The following is a 22,211-nucleotide window of genomic DNA, read 5'->3' on the forward strand; positions in this document are numbered from 1 at the left end:
AAAGAATTATTTAAGGAAAAATCAAAATTACATTGTGATGGTGATGGCAGCAATAGCTCACGTCAATACTTGTTTAAGCAAGACTTGCAAGCTCTAATTAATGAATTAGGGATAAAAATTCCCATTCCAAAAATTTAATTACCAATCCATAAAACCATGTCAGAATATTACAATGCCTTCATCTCTTACGGACGTGCCGACAGTAAATCTTTTGCTACAAAACTCTATGAAAAACTCACAGAAAATGTTCTAAAAATCTGGTTTGACCAAAATGATATTCCTCTGGGAGTAGACTTTCAAAATCAAATTGATGATGGCATCATAAAAGCTGATAATTTTCTGTTTATTATTGCGCCTCATTCTGTTAATTCTCCCTACTGTCTCAAAGAAATAGAATTAGCTATTAAATACAATAAACGAATTATTCCCCTGCTTCACGTCGAACAAATTAATTATGAAATTTGGCAAGAACGAAATCCTCAAGGAACTTTAGAAGAATGGGAGGTTTATCAGGAGAAAGGTAAACATTCCAGCTTTCCCAATATGCACTCAGAAATAGGTAGAATTAACTGGGTTTATTTTCGGGAAAATATTGATAATTTTGATAAAAGTTTAACTGACTTAATCGCATTATTTAATCGTCACCAAGATTATGTAAAACAACATACTAAGATTTTAGTTAAAGGTTTAGACTGGGAAAATAATCAAAAACAAACTCGTTACTTGTTAATTGGAAAAGAACGTCTACAAGCAGAACAATGGTTAAAGATTAAATTTACAGAAGAACAACCCCCTTGTATTCCTACAGATTTACATTGTGAATTTATCTGTGAAAGTGATAAAAATGCTAATAATTTAATGACTCAAGTTTTCCTGGCTTTTGCTGAAGCAAATAAAAGTTTTATGGAGCAAATCAGGAAAAGTTTAATTAGAGAAGGAATTACTGTCTGGAGTTCTCATGCCGATATTAAAACTGGAAAAGATTTTCAAATAGAAATTAATCAAGGAATTGCTGGAGCGGATAATCTAATTTATTTATTGTCTCCTGAAGCCATAAAATCTGAATATTGCCAACAGGAATTAACTTATGCTTTGAGTCTGAATAAACGAATTATTCCTCTTTTAATTTCTCCTACAGATTTAACAGAAATTTCTCCAGAAATAAGTAATTTACAATTCATTGATTTTACTGCATCAGAGCCAGAAGGAATAGATAAACTCCTGAAAGAATTAAAGTCAGAAGCTGTTTATTATCAACGGCATAAAATTTTATTAGTCAAAGCTTTGAAATGGCTGTCACAAAATCGTAACCCTAGTATTTTATTACGGGGTTATAATCTCGAACAATCTCAAAGTTGGCTGGAATTAGCTGGAAATAGAACGGCTAATTTACCTACATATTTACAAACAGAATTTATTGCCGAAAGTGCTAAACAACCACCTAATTTAGTTTTAGATGTTTTTGTTTCTTATTCCAGAGCAGATTCAGATTTTGCTAGACAGTTAAATGAGGCATTACAAACTCAGGGAAAAACTACTTGGTTTGACCAGGAAAGTATTGCTACAGGCACAGATTTTCAACAGGAAATTAATCGCGGAATTGAACAGTCGGATAATTTCTTATTTATTATTTCTCCAGATTCAGTAAATTCTCCCTATTGTGGAAATGAAGTAGAGTATGCCAAAAGTTTAAATAAACGTTTTGTGACAGTATTATATCGAAAAGTTGATAGTAAGGAGTTGCATCCAGAATTAGCAAAAGTGCAATGGTTAGATTTTCATCGGTATGGAGGAGAATTTTATACTAACTTTAGCGAGTTAGTACGTTTTTTGGATACTGATAGAGATTATGTCAGAAACCATACAAAGTTTTCACAACAAGCATTGGACTGGGAGGAAAAAGCTAGTGAAGATTTATTGCTACGAGGAAGTGAACTGGCGATCGCTAAAAACTGGTTACAGGAAGCTCTTAACACTAACAAACAACCCCCACTCAACAAGTTGCAAAAGAAATTTATTGAAGCTAGTGACGACCTACATACTAGCATCCAACAAGCAAGAGCAAAACGCAGACAACTTGATATCACAACTGCTTGGGGAATTACAGTAGGTTCCCTGTTGGCAGTTATGATTAGCACTGGGTTGTGGCAAAATTCTAGACATGAGCATAAAAAAGCTCAACTTAATTTAGCACAGTCTCTTGCTCGCTCTTCCTCCTCTCTATTTGTCGGTAACAAAGAATTAGAAGCATCGATTGAAGTTATTAAAGCGGGGAAAAATTTGCAAAGATACAAGGTGAAAGACGCAGAAGTGATCGACGCATTGCAACAGTCTGTTTATAGTGGCAGTGAAAGCAACAGATTACAAGGACACAAAAATTCTATTCGCTCTCTGAGTTTTAGTCCAGATGGCAAAATATTGGCATCAGGCAGCGATGATAAACAGATTAAGCTTTGGAATATGGAAACGGGAGCAGAAATACGAACTTTCTCTGGACACGATCGCTCTGTTATTAGTGTTTGCTTTAGTGCGGATGGGAAAATTTTAGCATCGGCAGGAAAAGATAAGAAGATAAAACTTTGGGATGTAGAAACAGGTAAGGAAATTGATACTTTCTCCGGACATACTGACTGGATAAATAGCATGAATTTTAGTCCAGATGGTAAGATTTTAGTATCAGGGAGTAAGGATAATACGATTAAACTCTGGAATGTAGAGACAGGCAAAGAAATTTACACCCTTTTCGGGCATCAGGATAGTGTAATTAGTATCAGTTTTAGTCCTGACGGTAAAACTTTAGTATCGGGAAGTAAAGATAAAACAATTAAGTTTTGGGATGTAGAGACAGGTAGAGAAATTTACACCCTCTTCGGACATAATGGTTTGGTAAGTAGTGTCCGTTTTAGTCCCGATGGCAAGATATTAGCAAGCGGTAGTTATGATAAGACTGTTAAACTTTGGGATTTAGAAACAGGTGAGGAAATTCGGACTTTGACAGGACATTTTAGTTCAATTATGAGTGTGAGTTTTAGTCCGAATGGTAAACATTTAGCGACTGGTAGCAAAGACCGGATAGTTAAGCTATGGGATATAGAAACAGGAAATGAAATTCGCTCTTTTTATGGTCACGATGCTTGGGCATTTCGGGTAAGTTTTAGTCCAGATGGCAAGATATTAGCATCGGGTAGTGGTGACAAAACCATCAGACTCTGGAATTTAGAAACGAGAAGGGAACTTAGTACACTTAAAGGACATGATGATTCGATTCAACATTTAAGTTTTCCTCTAGCTTCATCCCCTCAAATATATAAATCTGAGAAAGAGATGATATTTGTTTCTGGTGGCGCTGATAAAACTGTCAAGATATGGGATTTGAAGACTAAAACTCAAGATACTTTGAAGGGACATGATGACTCGGTAATGAAAATTAGCGTTAGTCCGGATGGCAAGACCATTGCTTCTGCGGGTGAAGATAGCACTATTATTTTATGGGATGTAGAAACAAAACAAGAGATTCATCGACTTGAAGGTCATACCGATGCAGTCAAGGCGATTAGTTTTAGTCCGGATGGCAACATCTTAGCTTCTGGCAGTAAAGATACTACTATCAAACTTTGGAATTGGATAACAAAAGAAGAAATAGGCAATTTAAAAGGTCACGAAAGCACGGTAATGACAATGAGTTTTAGTCCGGATGGCAAGACCTTAGCTTCTGGTAGTAAGGACAATATAATTAACCTCTGGAATATAGAAACAATGGAAAAAATGGAACCTCTCATAAACGACAATCAGAGTTCTAATTTTAGTGTCAGTTTCAGTCCTGATGGTAAGACCTTAGCTGCTGGAGGCGATCGCAATCTTGTTACTTTATGGGATGTGGAAAAAAGAGAAAAAGTTTTCACTTTCAAAGGTCATAGTAGTTCTATTAACAGCGTTAGTTTTAGTCCGGATGGTAAGATTTTAGCTTCTGGAAGTTCTGACAAAACAATTAAACTGTGGAACCCGAAACAGGGAAATTCTATTTTGACATTTCACGGACATGAAGACTCAGTTAATAGTGTCAGTTTTAGTCCGGATGGTAAAGTCTTAATATCTGGTAGTGATGATAAAACAATTAGACTTTGGGATGTAGAAAAACTAGATTTAGAGGTAGATTTAAACGACCTAATGCTCCGTAGTTGTAATTGGGTGCGTGGTTATTTACAGCATAATCCTTATGTGGAAGAGGAGAATAGAAACTTGTGCGATAATATTGGTTAAATCAAAGTGGGTATTCAATAATTAACAATTATTAATGGCTTTGTTGCATGAATGTTGCGATCGCAGATGACTACCTTTAACTAAATTTTCTGGGGTTGCACATTATGGAATGATATTGCCAAAAATTGGTTTAGATTTTGACTAAAAATAACCATTAATTAATCATTCTAGCAATTGATTAATCCACAATCCAATTCAATCAAAAATATCAAATCATTCGTCACTGTGCAACGCCAATTTTCTTATCGACTAGGGCAAATGTGGCTGCATCCAATTATAGATTTTTCTATTCCTCCAGAAGCAGTTTTTTTTTCGTTTACCAGCTTGGCAACTTTTGGAAAGTAGTAAAGACCAATTATTAGCCACAACTAAACTAGAAAAACTTTCATCAATAGTGATTATTGCTGCTGCATATAGAGATGCACAATTAACTGTTGATAAACAAAATTTTCCTTTACCTGCTGCTGTTAGTTACTGGCGTTCTCAAAAACTGCGTAATGTATTTATAGGAGGAGAAATTCATGCTTATATGGTTCATCATTTCCTGAACCAAAGATTAGTTATACCTATTCCTGATTTATGGCTAATTGGGGTAGCTATTGTGTTAGGTAAAGGAATAGTATTAATCTTAGAAAAAAAATCTCCATTACGCCAACAAAAAGGGATTTTTTTATTCCTATTTTTACTAAATATAATTTATGGTTTAGCTAGTCTACAAATTTATATTACTGCTGCAATTTTATTGCCTTTGTTCTTGCCTAGTTTAACATTTTGGGTTTGTATATTTTTCTATTTAATAAAACCAAAATCGACAATTAAATTAGTTTGACAATTTAAATGGAAGAGGAGTGTTTTCTATCAACCCCCATCCCCTCACCCCAAGAAGGTCGCACATGATAAGTAGGAAATGTACCATAACCCTTAGCCAAAGGAGTTTTTCCCACATAATCGCAAGTAAATTCCTTTACCCCCTCCGAAGCTACCATTGCAGCAAACTCCTGACTCGAATAAACTTTCCCTGGTGGAGTAATAGGTTCAATTCTGGCAGCATAATTTACATGAGTACCACTGTAGGTTGTATCCCCAGTGATGGGATTAGTATATTTATAAACCACCCCTGTATGTAACGCTACCCGTAAATTCAAACTTGCAGGCAACCCTACTTTTTCCCAATCTGTACTCTGAACAAGATCACATACTTCTAAGGCAAATAAACCTGCATCCCTTACATTAGAGAAGACATAATATAAAGCATCTCCCCAAGTATTTTTCATCACTGGTTTATAAGAAGATTGAACCTCAAACTTTGCCACCGCACCGAAAAAATGTTCTACAAATATACTAATCTGGTTTTCCTTCAACTTAGAATAACTCTTGACATCTGCAAATAACAACGCCATAATTAACCGATTTTCGTCCTCTGGCGCAGAGGTTGGTTGTAGGGGAGTTGTCGGTGTAGATAGTGTATTCAATATCTCTACTTTCTGTGTCATCACAGATTGTAAAATCTGCTGAATATCAATGATTTCCACATTATCATTCCATTGTCGCCAAAATTCTACAGCCCTTGCTGTACCACCTATCCCACCAATTTGTTGATTCCAAACAGCCATTGGTATAAGTTCTGTATCCAACTGTTCTGCTCGCATTTTTGCCATCCCGTAGAGAATATTATTAGTGTATTCATAGGAAATATTGCTGTTTTCAAGATTATAATGAGTTGGAATAATCACTTCTGTTGCTTTTTCCAAAACTTCATCAAATCGTTCTAGCCAAGTGCTATTAGGAATAATATCAATAGAATTTTTGATAAATTGTTCTCGCTCATGGGGTAAGACAATATGAGCCTCTCCTTGAAGTTCATATAATGCTTCCAAAAATAAAATATCACTACCACAAGCTGCAGCAGCATAACCCAATCGAGCATCTAACTGAATCAGGCGATCGCGAATCGCTTGATAAACCTGTAACTCTATTTCTGGAGGAAACCTCGGTGGTGTGCGACCTGGTTCATCAATCATGTGACCGCTAAATACTACCACTCTAGGAATTTGAAAACAGTGCTTAATCAATTCCATATCCCCCTGGCGATATTGTACAATCAAAGTAGCATTACGACGAGTCGATCTTAAATCCCCCAATTTCCCCCTAGCTAATTCCACCGCTTGATTATACCAATTTTCTGCCTCTAAATTTTCCCCTAAAATCAAAGCTACTTCTCCCAAAGTTGCCAGTAACCAGTAGTCATTCTCACTCCTATGGGAAACTGCTGGGAGTTTAGCCAGACATTTTTCCTGTACTTCAGCAGCGATCGCCTTTGCTATTTCAGCATCTCCCATCAACATTGTCATTGTCGCGGCATTTATCCCCGGATAATAATCCCCACTCATTTGATAAGCTTGTTGATATCGTTGAGCTGCCAATGCTATTTGTTGGGTACTTTCCTCTGGAGAGCTTGCTTGCTGCCACAAATCTTTATGAGTTCTGGCTAACAAACAAATAGTTTCCTCGTCATTTTTGCCAGAGTTTACTAACTCTAATAATAAATTATTAGCCCGTTGAGTTGCTCCACTTCGAGCTAAACTCAAAACTAAAAGTTGTTGTAAACGGATATCATTCGGCCATTCTTTTAACCCTTCCGATAAAATATCATAAGCCATTAATGGCTCCCCAAGTTTCAGGATATATTCACCCAAAATCCGAAAAATTTCTGGGTAACGCAAATGGAGATTAATAGTTTCTCGACGAATTGTTTGTAAACTTTTTAAATTTAGTTGGGATGATTTTTTTAAACTTTCTAAAATTAACGATAAATTATTATCATCAACTGTAGCAGTTTTTTCAGTAGTAGTTTCGCTTCCTTCTATTCGATAACCTATGGCTAAAAGAGTTTTAATTACTCCCATAGAAACAACGCGGTCATATTCTTTTTCTGACTCTGGCAATTCTTCATAAGGCACTAAACCAGGATGTAATTTTTGGGCATCATCTCGATTTTTTCCATATTTCCAACCTTCAGAAATTCGCTGTTTTGCCCAAATGTCATGGGTATTTTTAGCCAGTAATTCAGTAATTTTTAAATGTTCTGTTGTCAGATTTACCTTGGAAGTATCTATTGGATCTGGTTTATAGTTCAAAATCTACTCCTCGATCAAATAATAGTTAACGTAAGGATTCAGGGTTATATCATGTCCGGATAATTAGTGATCAAAAAACTTTCTCCTTCTTCATTCTTTCTACCCTCCTGTCTCCTGTCTCCTGTCTCCTGACTCCTTCGTCGTTTATTTATAACTGTTCAACCGGACATGATATTACTTAACATTCATTGATGATAGTAACTATAAGTTATCAGCTATCAGTTTTTGTATTGACATACAAAATGTTTTTGGACTACTAATCCCAAATGATTTGTGAGAAAAAACTGTAGAGGTTTGATATTCACACCTAAGATTAAAGATTGGGTTTGGAAACAAAACCGCCACTATCAATCAAATATTACAACCTAATTTAGGATTGCTATAGGCGATCGCTAAAGTATCTAGTTTGCTCGCTTCCAGTTTTTCACCTTCTAAAATATTCCTAAAAACAGTTGATTTTATACTTTATTTACCTACTATAAAATTTCAACTACACTGTTTCGCTAGTGAGGATATTCTTCATCATCTTGAGAAAGTCTAGGATTACAGCCTAACCAAGCAAAAGTCCTTTATACCACCCAACGTCTGGGCAAAACTTTAAATCCTTTTTCAGTTCTGAATAGTTAATTTCCATCCACTTGCTCATTGCCACTGGCTTCTCTAGTTTTATTCTATAACCTTGATCTGCCCAAACAATTTTCAGATTCGGGGCCTCATTTGATGACTTGAAGAAATATAAACTTAGCTGCTGTACAATACCTATACAATTCCGGCAAAACTTGGTAAAACCTGAGTAATGCCAGTCAAGATGTTTGCTTCTTGCTTCAACCTGGGAGGCCGCCCTCTTCCAGTTCACAAGCGTAAATTCGGGTACAGCCTACCCTATTTTTTTGATTAATTTCCCCATACTGAGATAACACCAGTGCTGCATTCAAGTCCCGGTCTATTATCATTCCAAAGTTAGGGCAATCAAAGGTGCGGTCTTTTAGCTTTAATTCTTGATGAATATGACCACAACTATGACAAGTTTTAGAAGATGGAAACCACTGGTCAGCTAGCACTACTGTCCCACCGGAGCTTACGATTTTGGTTGTCAATCGTTGCCGAAACTGATAAAATCCTTGCCTAGCTATTGATGCTGCTAATTTACCATTTTGCATCATTCCTTTCACATTTAAACTCTCTAAGCAGACGTGCTTGACTTGAGTCACTAATTTTGTAGTAGTTTTCTCTATGAAATCTCTACGCACGTTAGCAATACGACAATGGTACTTCGCGAGTTTTTTGTAATATTTAATCGCATTTTTTGAAGGTGGTTTACCTTTACCTCCTACTTGTTTATTGCGATTGCGCCATTGAAACTTAGCCAGGTTTAATTGCTCTAGTTTAATAGAGTCTGGGAGACTTACAACTTCATTTTCTCTCTTTTTTTGGTTTGCTATACTTGCAAATTGTTTGACTCCAACATCTATACCAAAAGTTTCGTATTGTCGCTTATCTAATAGGGGATGAACTGGCAACTTCTCAGCTTCAATACTAAAACTAACAAACCATTTTTCCCCTGTTCTACTAATAGTAAAAGTCTGACTTGCTGTGGTGTAAGGTATTGATTCCCATAATCGAAAAGTCCCTAGTGTTGGTATTTTAATTTTTTTACCAGGGTTAATTGTAACTTTTCCATTACCGTCATAAACAGTAAAAGATTGTCTGTCTTTTTTCCTTTTCAACTTAGGATACTTACTGGTTCCTTCTTTATACCGTTTAAATGCTTCACCTAGATGTTGAAAAGCACTTTGATAAATGCGGGACGAATAATTGTTGATCCAGGCATATTCTGGCTGCTTTTTTACATAGTTAGTAAAGACTTTTTTAGCTTCTAAAATACGTAATGCGTAACTCAAGCTCACTTCCTGACCACGTTTGTTAACTTTGGTCATGGCAGAAGTTCCATTAACCATACTGAGGCCATAGTTGTAAACAAAACGAGCATAACCAGCACATTTCGCCATAAATGAGCGCTCCTGGTTACTGAGTTTTAATTCAAGTTTTTTGGCGTACAATCAAATCACCTCCAACCACATTTTCAAATATTTTTTGTGGCTAAGTCAAAAAAATCCCCTTTTTTTTCAGTTCTTGCCGGAAATTGCCATAGATATTGATACTAGCAATCAGCTCCTTCTCAGTAATAACCCTTGACTATACTACCAAATATTTGTTGTTTTCTTCCTTTTACCTAATTAAACCTACAAGGGAAAAGATAATTAGCGATCGCCCACCCATAACCAAAATTTAACCTAACCATATCTACATATAACACCACAAAAATAGGGCGCGAACATTTATAAATGCTCAAACTCACTCAGGGATTACTTCTAACTTCTAACTTCTAACTTCTGACTTCTGACTTCATAAAATCTACCCCCTTGCCAACGATCCCTAACCATTGGACACTTAGAATGACAATGTTGTTGGCAGTGAGGTTCAACCGTGAAAAACGTACTAAGTATAATTCTAGGCGGTGGCGCAGGTACCCGCCTCTATCCATTAACAAAACTGCGGGCCAAACCAGCAGTACCCCTAGCCGGGAAATATCGGTTGATAGATATTCCTATCAGTAACTGCATCAACTCAGACATCGAGAAAATCTATGTTCTGACCCAATTCAACTCAGCTTCTCTAAACCGTCATATTACTCGCGCCTACAACTTCCCAGGCTTCAGTGAAGGTTTTGTAGAAGTTCTCGCAGCTCAACAAACTAAAGATAATCCAGAGTGGTTCCAAGGAACCGCCGATGCTGTCCGCAAATATATCTGGTTATTTAAAGAGTGGGATATTGACTATTACCTAATTCTCTCCGGAGACCATCTCTACCGCATGGACTATCGGGAGTTTGTCCAACGTCATATTGAAACAAAGGCAGATATTACCCTTTCTGTCTTGCCCATTGATGAAGCACGAGCATCTGATTTTGGTTTAATGAAAATTGATGACTCTGGTCGGATTATTGAATTTAGCGAAAAACCTAAAGGGGACGATCTAAAAATTATGGCAGTGGATACCACTGTTTTAGGAGTTAGTCCAGAAGTCGCTAAAGAACAACCATACATTGCTTCTATGGGGATTTATGTCTTTAATAAAGATGTCATGGTCAAACTATTGGAAGAATCCGAAGCTCCAGATTTTGGTAAGCAAATTCTACCTAATTCGGCTAAAGATTATAATGTTCAAGCTTACCCATTTGAAGGTTATTGGGAAGATATCGGGACTATTAGGTCATTCTATGAAGCTAATTTGGCTTTGACCCAACAACCTCAACCACCTTTTAGCTTTTATGATGAAAAAGCTCCTATCTATACTCGTTCTCGTTACTTACCACCAAGTAAACTTTTGGATTGTCAAATTACAGAATCAATTGTCGGAGAAGGTTGTATTCTCAAACAATGCCGCATTGACCATTGTGTCTTAGGAGTGCGATCGCGAGTTGAAGCTGGTTGTGTAATTGAGGACTCTCTGCTGATGGGGGCAGATTACTATGAACCCTTTGCAGAGCGTAAATCTGGGCTACAAAAGGGTATTGTTCCATTGGGAATCGGTGCTGAAACTACTGTTCGTGGGGCAATCATTGATAAGAATGCCCGCATTGGTCGCAATGTCCAGATTATTAATAAAGATCGTATAGAGGAAGCTCAACGTGAGGATGAAGGATTTATCATTCGTAGCGGTATTGTTGTTGTCTTGAAGAATGCCGTTATCCCAGATGGCACAGTGATCTAGTCAGTGTTTGAGTTTTAGTGGTTAGTTGGTAGTAAATACCGCTAACCACTAAATGCTAATTGCTAGTTTATGAGCAAACTAATTATTCTTATTGGACTTCCAGCTAGTGGTAAATCCACTCTAGCAAGGAAAATAGTTACTAGATATCCTCAGTGTCAATTAATTTCTACTGATGCTATCCGTGCTCAGTTATTTGGTGATGAAGCAATTCAGGGGCCTTGGCTTCAAGTATGGCAGCAAGTACAGCAAAAATTTTACCAAGCTGTACGCCAGACATCTCTGGCCATATATGACGCTACTAATGTCCAACGTCGGCAACGACGACAAGTAATTGACCTGGCAAAGGAAAGTGGATTTACCCATCTAACTGGTTTATGGCTTGACAAATCATTAGAATTATGCTTAACAAGAAATCAACAACGACAGCGTCAAGTTCCTGAAGAAGTAATAATGAAAATGTATCGACAGTTAACAGATGCTCCTCCAAGTTGTGAAGAAGGATTAGATATACTCAAACGAATTACTAAATAAGGTAGGCGTTGAAAATTATTGTTATCGCAAACCATAAAACTGAAGAGAAGAGGTTTTTTCGCACTTTACTGAATAATTAGGGTTTGCTGAAAAAGTCTTATTGGTGAGGGTAGGAGACAACCCACCCCTAACCCCTCCGGTGGAGGGGAATACTGGAGACAGGAGACAACCCACCCCTAACCCCTCCGGTGGAGGGGAGAAATAGGAATGAGCGAGGAAGTTAGGAGTAAGAATTGTCCCTGAATTTTTCTGCCCAACTATGCGCCTAAAATACGCTCCTTTTTGAGCGTGAAGAGCTGAAAAACAGGCACTTTTTTTGAACAAAAAAAGGCTAAAACCTTTATCTGTAAATACTTTTAGATTTAATCAGCAAGCCCTAATTAAGATTTAAAGCCTCTACGCATCAAAACAAGAAAAAAAAATCTTTTAGTCAATCCTCTGATTTTAAGGAAAGGGAGTTGTTAGTTATTAATTACTAAAATCAGATTTTCTCTACATAAAATATTCATTAAATTTCTCCCTATATTACAACTAAAAAAAATAGCTTTAATTCTGACATTTTTCATAATTCATAATTAACTTTTAATGTGGAGTCATAGAACTAAAATTTTTTAGTACAGCCATAAAAATTCAATACTTTGCAGGTAATAGTTTGAACTCAAGCTGATAGATGATAGCTGAGTGCCTATAGATAAAGTATAAATAAATATAGAGAAATATAGAGTACGGCAATTGCTATTACTCTTTCAGGAAAAACCGAACTTAAATAAATATTAAACCTTGATAACTTGAAAGAAGTAAAGTCAAAAATTAAAATTCAGCCCGATTGATTAGTTACTAATATCTGGCAGTAGTTTTTTTATAAAAAATGTTGCCAACTAGGAGATGGGTTGAAACTAACTTCTACTTAAGAAAGCATAACAATCTTATCTGAGTTGATGAATATTGCATCTGAAAAATCAAAAAAACACTTGAAACTAGATATACAGCAGATTAGGTTGTATATGAAGTACAGATGTTAACGAGGGAATTTCTACAGTATGGGCATCTTGCCCGCTATGGGTGTGCCTCACACCTGATGAAATCTGATGTATATATAAAATATATATTACTTTTGACTTTTAAGACTTGACATTTATCATTAATGGTTTTCTTATAATTAATCATTAAGCAATCATAATATTACATTCACATTAATCTGAAAAATATTAAAATAAGGAGATAGATAAATGGCTACAACTGATTTTAAAGACTATTATTCAATCTTAGGTTTAACTAAAAGCGCTACTGCCGAAGAAATAAAAAAAGCTTATCGTAAATTAGCAAGGAAGTACCACCCAGATATGAACCCGGGTGACAAGAAAGCAGAAGCTCGTTTTAAAGAAGTTAATGAAGCTTATGAAGTTTTATCAGATCCAGAAAAACGTAAAAAGTATGACCAATTTGGTCAATACTGGAATCAAGTCGGTTCCACAAGTGGCGGATGGCCTGGAGGTACTGGTGGTACTACCGTAGATTTTGGAGGTTTCGATTTTAGTCAGTATGCCAGTTTTGAAGATTTTATCAATACCTTATTAGGGCGTGGTGGAACTCCAGGTAGTGGTAATGTTGGTGGACGACAAACTTATACCTACAAGACTAATACAGGTTGGCCAGGGGGATTTAATAATGGATTTGATGGTTTTTCTAATTTTGAAAATCGTCAGTCAGGAGCTTCTCTGAATTTAGAAGCTGATATTACTCTTACTTTTTCAGAAGCTTTCCGAGGAACACAGAAACGTGTGGGTAGTGGAGAAGTTTCTATTCCTCCAGGGGTAAAACCAGGAAGTAAAATTCGAGTTAAAGGTAGAGGTCAATTAGATCCATACACTAAGAAAAGAGGAGATTTGTATCTAAAGGTAGAAATTCAGTCTCATTCTTTTTTCCAGTTTGATGGAGAGAACTTACTTTGTGAAGTACCAATAACTCCTGATGAAGCTGTATTAGGTACATCTATTGAAGTACCAACTCCTGATGGTATGGTGAATGTTAATATTCCTGCGGGTATTCGTTCCGGTCAGTCTTTACGGTTACGAGGTAAGGGATGGCCAAAAGCTAAGTCAGGGGGACGTACTGACCAGTTAGTACGGGTTACTATTACTGTCCCCAAAGATATTAGTGCTATAGAAAAAGAGTGCTACGAAAAAATTAAAGCTAATCGCACTTTCAACCCTCGTAGTCATTTACAAAATATATTTTTGTAGTTTAAGTCCACTTGGGAGATGGGGAGATGGGGAGATGGGGAGATGGGGAGTGGAAAAAACTGTTCCTTATCAATCGTTATCTTCTAAAGAATATCAAGATAATTTTCTCTACAAATAAACTCAGGACTTACGCAAATTGACTTTTAACCCACCATCTGTAGGGGCGAATACCATTCGCCCTCGCTATATGTAGGGCTTGCTGAATAGCATTGTAATCAATACCTACAAATGCTTCCAGGGTTAAATAGGGCTTACCGATCTAATCTAAAAGCATTGACATATAAAGATTTTAGCCTTTTTGGGGCTTTGAAAAAGTGCGCCTGTTTCAGTCTAAAACGCTCAAAAAGGAGCGTATTTTAGGCGCATAGTTGGGCAGAAAAATTCAGGGACAATTCTTACTCCTAACTTCCTCGCTCATTCCTATTTCTCTCCTCCACCGGAGGGGGAGGGGCGAGGGGTGGGTTGTCTCCTGTCTCCAGTATTCCCCTCCACCGGAGGGGGAGGGGCGAGGGGTGGGTTGTCTCCTACCCCAGCAAAAAGACTTTCCATACGCAAACCCTAAATATTGCTGAAAAAGTACAAGGTTTTTGGCTCAATTTGCATCAAAATGCTAATATTTTTCCCCTGACTATCAGAAAATTTGGCCGTAGCAGATAGTCTAAACTTTTACCTGTTGCCTATCATCACCATCAGACTTTTTCAGCAAACCCTAAATATAGTGAGGGCGAATGCCATTCGCCCCTACAGATGGTGTTTAAAAGGTTGATTTGCGTAAGTCCCGATCTATAAATCTATTCCTTATCAATCGTCATCTTCTATAGAATATCAAGATACAAGATAATTTTCTCCACAAGTAAAACTACTTCATTTCTTCTTAACGTGGCTGAATATACTCATAATCATAATATCTCTGATAATAAGAATCAGCTTGATCCCCATTACCAACTATTCCCAACATTGGTACTCCTGCCATACTCAAGTCATCTAGAGCTAAACTTAAAGCTTCTCGCTCTGTCTTACCTAACCCCACTACTAACATTAATCCATTAGTACAAGCTGATAATAAACTAGCATCTGCTCGGCCCAATAATGGTGCTGTGTCGCAAATAACTAAATCAAAATTTGTAGCTGCATCTTGAATTAATTGGTGCATCTGCGGTGAGGACAAAATTTTCGTTGGGTCTGGCGGAATTGGGCCAGATGTTAAAACAAATAGATTTTCATCCACAGGCGATCGCTGAATTGCTGTTTCTATTGGCACACCATCGGCAATTATACTACTCAAACCCTGTTGATTAGAGAGTCCCATCATATTATGAATTTGTGGACAACGTAGGTCGCCATCTATTAATAGTACCCGTTGACCCATAGCGGCAGCTGCCCTGGCCAAATGACCTGCTACTGTAGATTTACCATCCCCTGGTGTTGCGGAACTAATAACAAAAGAATGAATGGGATTTTCTATATTTAGGAGACGAATATTAGCATTTAAAGTGCGGAAGGCTTCTTGAAAAGCTGAAGGATATAATACTAAAGATGAACTGTTATTTTCTTTTAGTTCATCGTTCATCCAGTTTCTTTGTTCATGTATAGGAATTATTCCTAACAATGGCAACCCAATAGATTTTTTGACTTCTTTTGGTGTTTGAAAAACGTCTTGTTGAAATCCTTCTCCAAATTTAGCTAATAATATTCCTAATAATAATCCTGTTACTCCTCCGAGGGCAAGATTTAATATCATATTTGGAGAGATTGTTACTAACTCGCCATTTTGAGTTTTTAGTAATTCTGGTGGTGCAATTAATTCCCAAGGTTGTACTTTTTCAAAGACTACTTCTATCTGTAATTGCTGTTGTTTTTCTAATAAATCTTTGAGTATATTATTTGAGTTTTTCAATTCTTGCTGAATTTCTTGATAACGCCTTACTACTTCTGGCATTTTTGAAATATATTCATTTAATTTTGCCTCAGCTTCATCTAATACTTTACTCCGGACTTCGAGAACTTCAATTTGATTAGCTGCCAAGATCATTTTATGAATTAACTCTAAGCGAACCGAGTCTTGAAAAGCTAAAGCTTTTTTACTTACTTCTTCTATATCTCTACCAATAACTTTTTCTGCTTCTTGATTTAATAAAGGCAGTAATTTTTCTCGTTGTTGATATAAAGCTCGCATTTGCGGTGCTTTTTCTTTAAACCGAGCTGATTCCAGAGCAATTGTTGTTTCTACTTCCTGTAATTTATTTAGTAATGATTGATATCTTGCTGCTTGACTTAAAGCTGAAGCCATCAAAGCTTCTTCTGGATTAATTCCCAACTGACTCTGTAATATAGCATGGAGCGATCGCTGTTGGTCTAGTAATATTTTATTCTCTAGTTTTTGTGATTGAATTTGATTACTTTCTGCTGCTATTTCTTGACTTTTGAGTTCTGGGTTAATAAACAGATATTCTTGTTGTAGTTGCTGTGACTCCTTCCGTAATTCTTTGATTTTTTGTTGATTTTTTGAAATTTGTTCCTCAATAAAATCCAATCCTTCATCAGTATTAGTTTTCTGGTCATTTTGACCATACTCAGTGTAAGCTGCTGCTAGTTTATCTAAGACAAACTGAATTTTTTTGACATCCGAATCTCGATAGCTAACTTCTATAATTTTTGTATTATCTAATCTTTGAATTTTTAATTTCTCTTGACTAAAAAGTTGTCTCTCTGGTTTTTTAAACAAAAAATTATAATTTATTTCCGGATATTCTTTTTGTATCTCCCCAATTATTGACTGCATAAATTGCGGACTTTTTAATACTTGAATTTGAGATTGATAATCTAAGCCATACTTATCTAATTCTTGATTTTGTTGAATATTTTGGTTGGGAGATGAAGTGATTTTCTCTTGCCCTGTTCCATAAATAATTTGTGCTGCTTGTTGTTCCCAATTTTCTTGATTGTTTGTAGTTAAATTTCGTGTTTCTGTACCTAATTGATAATTAACTGGATTAGTAATTGTAACTGGTTCAACTAATATTTTAAATTTTCCCTCATATATAGGAATCTGATTTAAAGTCCAGAAATATGCTCCTGTTGTTGTGGCAGTTGCGACACTGAAAATCAAGAAAAAACGATGACATACTAAATTCCAAATTTTATTTTCTTTTTGAGATAATTTTTCCTCTAGTTGATGAAATTCAGCTTCATAGATATATTGATTCTGATTAAAATTTTTCCTCCGGTCTAAGAGTTTACCGTGATTATTATATAAAGATAATTGAGAAATTTTTTCTGGTTCCATATCTATAAATTTCCAAGTTAAAAATAAAGTTATTACTGTGACTCAAGCAAGATAATTTTAAAAATATCCATGGCATACCTGCAACTATTATATACAGCAGATTCGGCGGTATATGAGGTACAAAAATTAACGCTCGAATTTTTGCATTGTCAGATGAAAAGATGAATTATAGCGAAATTGGCTTTTTCCTCGATCAAATTTTATAGAACCCATTTGAGATCTATATAATTATGGTAGTCAAGTATTTTTGCGCATCAATTTTGAGGAAAAATCATCTGAAGGAGTGTTGAATTTTTTGTATTATTTCTCCCCACATATTCCCTCTTTTCTGTTATACCAATTCCAAAAAATAATACTATACTTCCGATGAACTTCAGTTATTAAGTAATAATAATGATTCAGTAATCAATGTAGAGGATTATCGGCATTAATACAAAATATCTTGTGCCTTTGAACCCTACTACCTACTGCCTAGGAGATGTAGCAAAACTTTTGAGAAATGGTATTACCTCCTGTCTCCTGTCTCCTGTCTCCTGTCTCCTAGCTAAAAAAACTTAGTATTTATGAAGATACCAAATGGGTTCTATAATTTACCATTCTCTCAATCATCTTCTCTTTTGACAACGCACGAATTTTTGTATTGCAGGCATATTATCCGCCACAGATACACATCACTGAGATGAAACACCCTGTATCTTCATTCAATAATTTTAATTCTAAACTAAGACGCATCTTAATTTTATATTCTCTGTTGGGGAATTTTTTTCGAGTTTCATATTTATAAATTTAACAGTTAAAAATAAGACGTTGTACAGTGACGAATGATTTTAGATTTTTGATTGAATTTGATTTTGGATTAATCAATTGCTAGAATGATTAATTATTCCTCTGCTGATTAAATCTAAAAGTCTTTACAGATAAAGGTAAGTGTTTTTTTAAGTATCAAAAAGTGCTAGGTTTTAGGTGGTAATAGTTCAAAAATTTAGGATTTTGGTCAAGAGTTGGGCAGAAAAATCACTCTTATGATTCTTCCTACTATCTCCTCTATAATTCCCCTAACTCCTGACTCCTCCCCTCACTCACAAGACTTTTTCAACAAACCCTAATTAATGGTTTTTTTAGTCAAAGTCTAACTAATTTTTGGCAATATCATTCCATAGCGTGCAAACCCAAAAATAAAGTTATTACTATGACTCAAACAAGATAAATTTAAGAATATTTCATAGCAGACCTAGAACTGCTACATATCTTTATTCAATAATTTTATAGCGGTTTTCACAAAGGTAGACTACAGACAAAATATAAGTATGTTTGAAGTCCAGATAATTCACACCTAATAGCTGTATTCTATGTTAATGAAAACCGCTATAATTCTCAGCTAAGACCAAATTTAGTTTTATACTATCTTTTGCCTGTTGGCTTTCCCAAAATTGAGATATATAGCTTAAATTTTTAACAGTTTAATAAACATCTCTAAAATTATATAAAGCTTTGAGCAAATACTTGTATGAGGAAAAGTTTTTCCCACTAACTATTGTATTTTCCCTACTATGATATGGAGCTTCTGATATATCAAAGGAAAAGTTGGCGTTGGTAAAGAGCGTGTATGATATTAATCTTAATTCTTTAGGAGTCAGGAGTCAGGACAGAAGAAATAAGAAGAAAGAGTAGTAGAAGAGAAAGTCTTTTGTTAACGCTCTGATCCAGGCATGATTCATACCTCAAATTACCAACGCCGAAAAGTTTCCCACTATTGCCTGTTCCCTAATATATATGGAGCTTCTTAATATAGCACTCGAAGTAAATGTTAGGAACATCAAAAGCTTAAACAACGCAATATTTTCCCTTCTTCCTTCTTGCCTCTTCCTTCTCTCCTAGATAACTAAAGCCTTCTTCCTTCCCAGCTAATCAAAAATATCTAAAAATACCCCTAAAATTCTATTAATAGGACTGAAAGGAGCTAAAACACCTCTAACATTATCAGTCAAAGCTGCCCTACCAGAACGACCAACTAAAATTACATCATTATTAAGTAAAGTAGGGTTAGTTTCTTCATTAACTTTTGCAGAAAAATCTACCTGTACCTGACGACGAGTAACCGTACCATTCGGGTTGAGACGAATAAGCTCCACTTCTTCAGTTTCAGCTCTTCCCTGGTTAAAACCCCCTGCCGCTAATAAAGCTTGATTAAGCGTACTATTAGGAACCATAGAAATTATCCCAGGATTAACAACTTCTCCAATAAGATTAATTTTTAGATTGCCAGGAGAAAAACTTGATGCGGTAACTTCAGCTAATTCATCCAAGTTAACTTCATCTGCTACTGGCACATAAATTGTATCTCCTGACTCTAAAACTAGGTCTTGGTTTAAATCTCCATTTTGCAGAAGTTGCCAAAGGTCTACTTTTATAACTTGTTCTGTACCAGCACGAGTTAGTCGGCGTACCATTATTTGCCGAATATCTGCAGATGGAGTAATACCTCCTGCCATTTTAATCGCTTTAGTGACAGTATGCAAATTAGTATTTTGAGAAGATGAAATATTGTTATCTGCTTCCGTAGAATCTGAGTTTTCTTCTGTAGCTGAAAGTTGACTTTGGTCAATACCTGTTTCTAATATATATGGACCAGGCCGTGCCACCTCTCCCACCACTGCAATATTGAGAGGTTGAGTATTAGTACCAGCAAAGTTAGCATTTACTAATTGAGAAGACTCTACTGGATTAACTTCAGTAATACTAGGGACAAATAAAGTATCCCCATCCCGCAGAGGAATATCTTGACGCAAGTTACCATCTTGCAGTAGTTCCCATAAATTAATATTGATGACTTGCTCTGGAGCATTGAGTTGGGTGCGACGAATTTTGATTTGCCTGACATCTGCTGAAGTTGTCACTCCACCTGCTACCTGTAATGCTTTAGTCACTGTAGGTAATTGAGTCCCACTTTGAGTATCCTCCCCTCCATCGACAATGGGAGAAATAGTATATGAACCTGGATGTTGGACTTCTCCAGCGATCGCTATTTTTAATGGACGTGCTGCTAGGAGATTGAGATTAACTATAGATATTTGTAGATATTCGCTGTATTTTTCTTGAATTAATTCTTTTGCTTCATCTAGAGTCTTTCCCTCAACTAATACGTTACCTACCAATGGCAAATTAAGAGTCCCATCAATTTGCACTTGATGTTGGCCATTTTTCCCACTATATTCTGGTATGTTAAAGATATCTATTTGAATGCGATCGCCGCCGCCCAGTGTATATGCTGTTGAGTCTGGTAAAGGAGTTTCTGGTTCAGGAATAGATATTGGTTCTGGTGCTGGAGCAAGCAGTGGTGGTTTTGCTTCCGTACCTTCAGGCAAAGGTTCTGTGAGTTTTGGTAAAGTTGAGTTTGCTGGTGCTTTCTGAAATTTTTGAGAGAGGGGTTGAGCTTGTGCAGAATATGCCAATCCCCAGCAACTGGATAATAAAACTATTATTCCATAACTTAGATTTTTGGACAAAGATATGATTAGCAAAATGTCATCTTCCCAGTATCTAGATTTATTTTGCCTCATTGCTGAATCCCTCCCTATTCTTTAGATTACGCTAAATGACCTGATTTTTCTAAACTATTAATTATATGAGCCACACTTTCTTCTAATGTTTCTTTATCTGTGTGGCAAGTAATTTCTGGATTTTCTGGTGCCTCGTAAGGGTCGTCAATACCAGTAAAATTTTTAATTTCTCCTGCCCTAGCTTTGGCATATAATCCTTTTACATCCCGTGTTTCACATACTGCTAAAGGTGCGTTTATATAAACTTCTATAAAATTTTCATCCATTTCCCTAATTTGATTGCGTATTTCTCTGTAGGGACTAATTGCTGCGGTAATTGCTACTACTCCGTTACGACTGAGGAGATGAGCTACAAATCCAATTCTCCGGACATTTATATCTCGGTCTTCTTTGCTAAAAGTTAACCCTTTTGATAGATTTTCTCGAACTATATCTCCATCTAATATCTCTACTTTACGACCTCTTTCTCTTAATTTTTCTGCCACAACCTTACTAATAGTTGTTTTCCCAGCTCCACTTAAGCCTGTAAACCAAAGAATAAACCCTTTTTCCATTTTAACTTAATTTTTGTGAGTTTTGACTAATTTTACATTTTACCGGAATTTGTGAATTAGTAGTTAAGCAATACCCAATGTAACTAAATTTTTTGACAAACACAAATAAAATTTTAGGCCACCAACCTGTTAATAATTTTATTTACTGAATGAGGACTATCTAAACCGGATAATCATGGGTAGGTAGTTGAAACATAGTTTTTGTTCTTTCATAATCTATAGAATTAATTTAGGTCTTAACTTTACATACCCTTCTCTTCGTAAACCCACTTTAATAGCTTTTTACTCAACCCCTTTTGGGGATTTTAGTATTACTCACTCTCCACAATTATTGGCTTTTTTTTTAGTATTAAAAATCGGTATAAAAGAAGATTATATTCATAAATTATTAGTTAAATATCCTGATTGTATCTTTAATATTCGTATCAGATAATAGACACTATCACACGGATTTGACCTATGCAAAGTTATACAGCGATTATTCTTTCTGTTTTATTATTACTAAGTAATACTCCTAGTAGCAAAGCTTTAGTAATTGAAAATGAAGTGGCATTTTCTTCTATATTTTTCAGAGGATCTGCTAAAATTAAAACTTGTGACGATCCTCCCAAAAAGGGAAAGACACGAGCTTTTGTAAACACAATTAGTACTTCTGATTCTGATTGTGAGGTTGAAAATGACAAACGTCCTCATCGTGGTAGTGGACGCTGAAGCTTATCAAAATGTCTCTTGCTGTATTAAGTTTTAATTCTTAATTACATCTTTGTTAAAGTTACTTAAGGCTTTGGTTTTACGATCTTAACTCTCTGAAAATTTGTCAAAAATTCTCTTGTTAATTAACGAGAGAATTTGATTGTTTAATATCG

Annotated in this window: 12 protein-coding genes; 6 read left to right on the top strand and 6 right to left on the bottom strand. The window is 35.9% G+C overall.

Annotation, left to right across the window (positions count from 1 at the left end; translation table 11 throughout):
- Window positions 1-156 precede the first annotated feature (156 nt).
- Window positions 157-4,260, top strand: a complete 4,104-nt coding sequence (locus F6K27_RS05545) for a TIR domain-containing protein (RefSeq protein ID WP_287274836.1) — start codon at window positions 157-159, stop codon at window positions 4,258-4,260.
- A 334-nt stretch (window positions 4,261-4,594) separates the two neighbouring features.
- A complete protein-coding gene (locus tag F6K27_RS05550; protein ID WP_287274834.1) occupies window positions 4,595-5,089 on the top strand; it encodes a hypothetical protein in 495 nt (164 codons plus the stop codon).
- Window positions 5,090-5,093: 4 nt separating this feature from the next.
- On the opposite strand, the gene F6K27_RS05555 is transcribed toward F6K27_RS05550, so the two are convergent.
- The gene (locus tag F6K27_RS05555; RefSeq protein ID WP_287274832.1) at window positions 5,094-7,397 is read right to left on the bottom strand and encodes a TRAFs-binding domain-containing protein; all 2,304 of its coding nucleotides are present in this window, start codon (window positions 7,395-7,397) and stop codon (window positions 5,094-5,096) included.
- 824 nt (window positions 7,398-8,221) lie between these two features.
- The gene (locus F6K27_RS05560; protein WP_192901152.1) at window positions 8,222-9,406 is read right to left on the bottom strand and encodes an RNA-guided endonuclease TnpB family protein; all 1,185 of its coding nucleotides are present in this window, start codon (window positions 9,404-9,406) and stop codon (window positions 8,222-8,224) included.
- A gap of 478 nt (window positions 9,407-9,884) precedes the next feature.
- Between F6K27_RS05560 and F6K27_RS05565 the strand changes: the two genes are divergently transcribed.
- From F6K27_RS05565 to F6K27_RS05575, 3 genes are all read left to right on the top strand, one after another.
- Window positions 9,885-11,171, top strand: coding sequence for a glucose-1-phosphate adenylyltransferase (locus tag F6K27_RS05565; RefSeq protein WP_287274830.1), 1,287 nt, complete (start codon window positions 9,885-9,887; stop codon window positions 11,169-11,171).
- Window positions 11,172-11,240: 69 nt separating this feature from the next.
- The gene (locus F6K27_RS05570; protein ID WP_287274828.1) at window positions 11,241-11,702 is read left to right on the top strand and encodes an AAA family ATPase; all 462 of its coding nucleotides are present in this window, start codon (window positions 11,241-11,243) and stop codon (window positions 11,700-11,702) included.
- 1,229 nt (window positions 11,703-12,931) lie between these two features.
- On the top strand, window positions 12,932-13,945 hold the full coding sequence (locus F6K27_RS05575) for a DnaJ C-terminal domain-containing protein (protein WP_287274826.1): 1,014 nt from the start codon (window positions 12,932-12,934) through the stop codon (window positions 13,943-13,945).
- A 420-nt stretch (window positions 13,946-14,365) separates the two neighbouring features.
- Here the strand turns inward: F6K27_RS05575 and F6K27_RS05580 are convergent, their stop codons facing one another.
- From F6K27_RS05580 to cysC, 4 genes are all read right to left on the bottom strand, one after another.
- Complete coding sequence (locus tag F6K27_RS05580; protein ID WP_275670405.1) at window positions 14,366-14,494, bottom strand: hypothetical protein; 129 nt, start codon at window positions 14,492-14,494, stop codon at window positions 14,366-14,368.
- 325 nt (window positions 14,495-14,819) lie between these two features.
- A complete protein-coding gene (locus F6K27_RS05585) occupies window positions 14,820-17,231 on the bottom strand; it encodes a polysaccharide biosynthesis tyrosine autokinase (protein WP_287274824.1) in 2,412 nt (803 codons plus the stop codon).
- A gap of 1,904 nt (window positions 17,232-19,135) precedes the next feature.
- Window positions 19,136-20,791 carry a polysaccharide biosynthesis/export family protein gene (locus tag F6K27_RS05590; RefSeq protein WP_287274822.1) on the bottom strand — a complete coding sequence of 552 codons (1,656 nt, stop codon included), beginning with the start codon at window positions 20,789-20,791 and terminating at the stop codon, window positions 19,136-19,138.
- Between the two features lie 26 nt (window positions 20,792-20,817).
- Window positions 20,818-21,345, bottom strand: a complete 528-nt coding sequence (cysC, locus tag F6K27_RS05595) for an adenylyl-sulfate kinase (protein WP_124145934.1) — start codon at window positions 21,343-21,345, stop codon at window positions 20,818-20,820.
- 459 nt (window positions 21,346-21,804) lie between these two features.
- On the opposite strand from cysC, the gene F6K27_RS05600 reads away from it, so the two are divergent.
- On the top strand, window positions 21,805-22,056 hold the full coding sequence (locus F6K27_RS05600) for a hypothetical protein (protein ID WP_287274820.1): 252 nt from the start codon (window positions 21,805-21,807) through the stop codon (window positions 22,054-22,056).
- Window positions 22,057-22,211 lie beyond the last annotated feature (155 nt).

Origin of the sequence: Okeania sp. SIO2F5 (assembly GCF_010692685.1) — a bacterium.
Lineage (GTDB): Bacteria > Cyanobacteriota > Cyanobacteriia > Cyanobacteriales > Microcoleaceae > Okeania > Okeania hirsuta.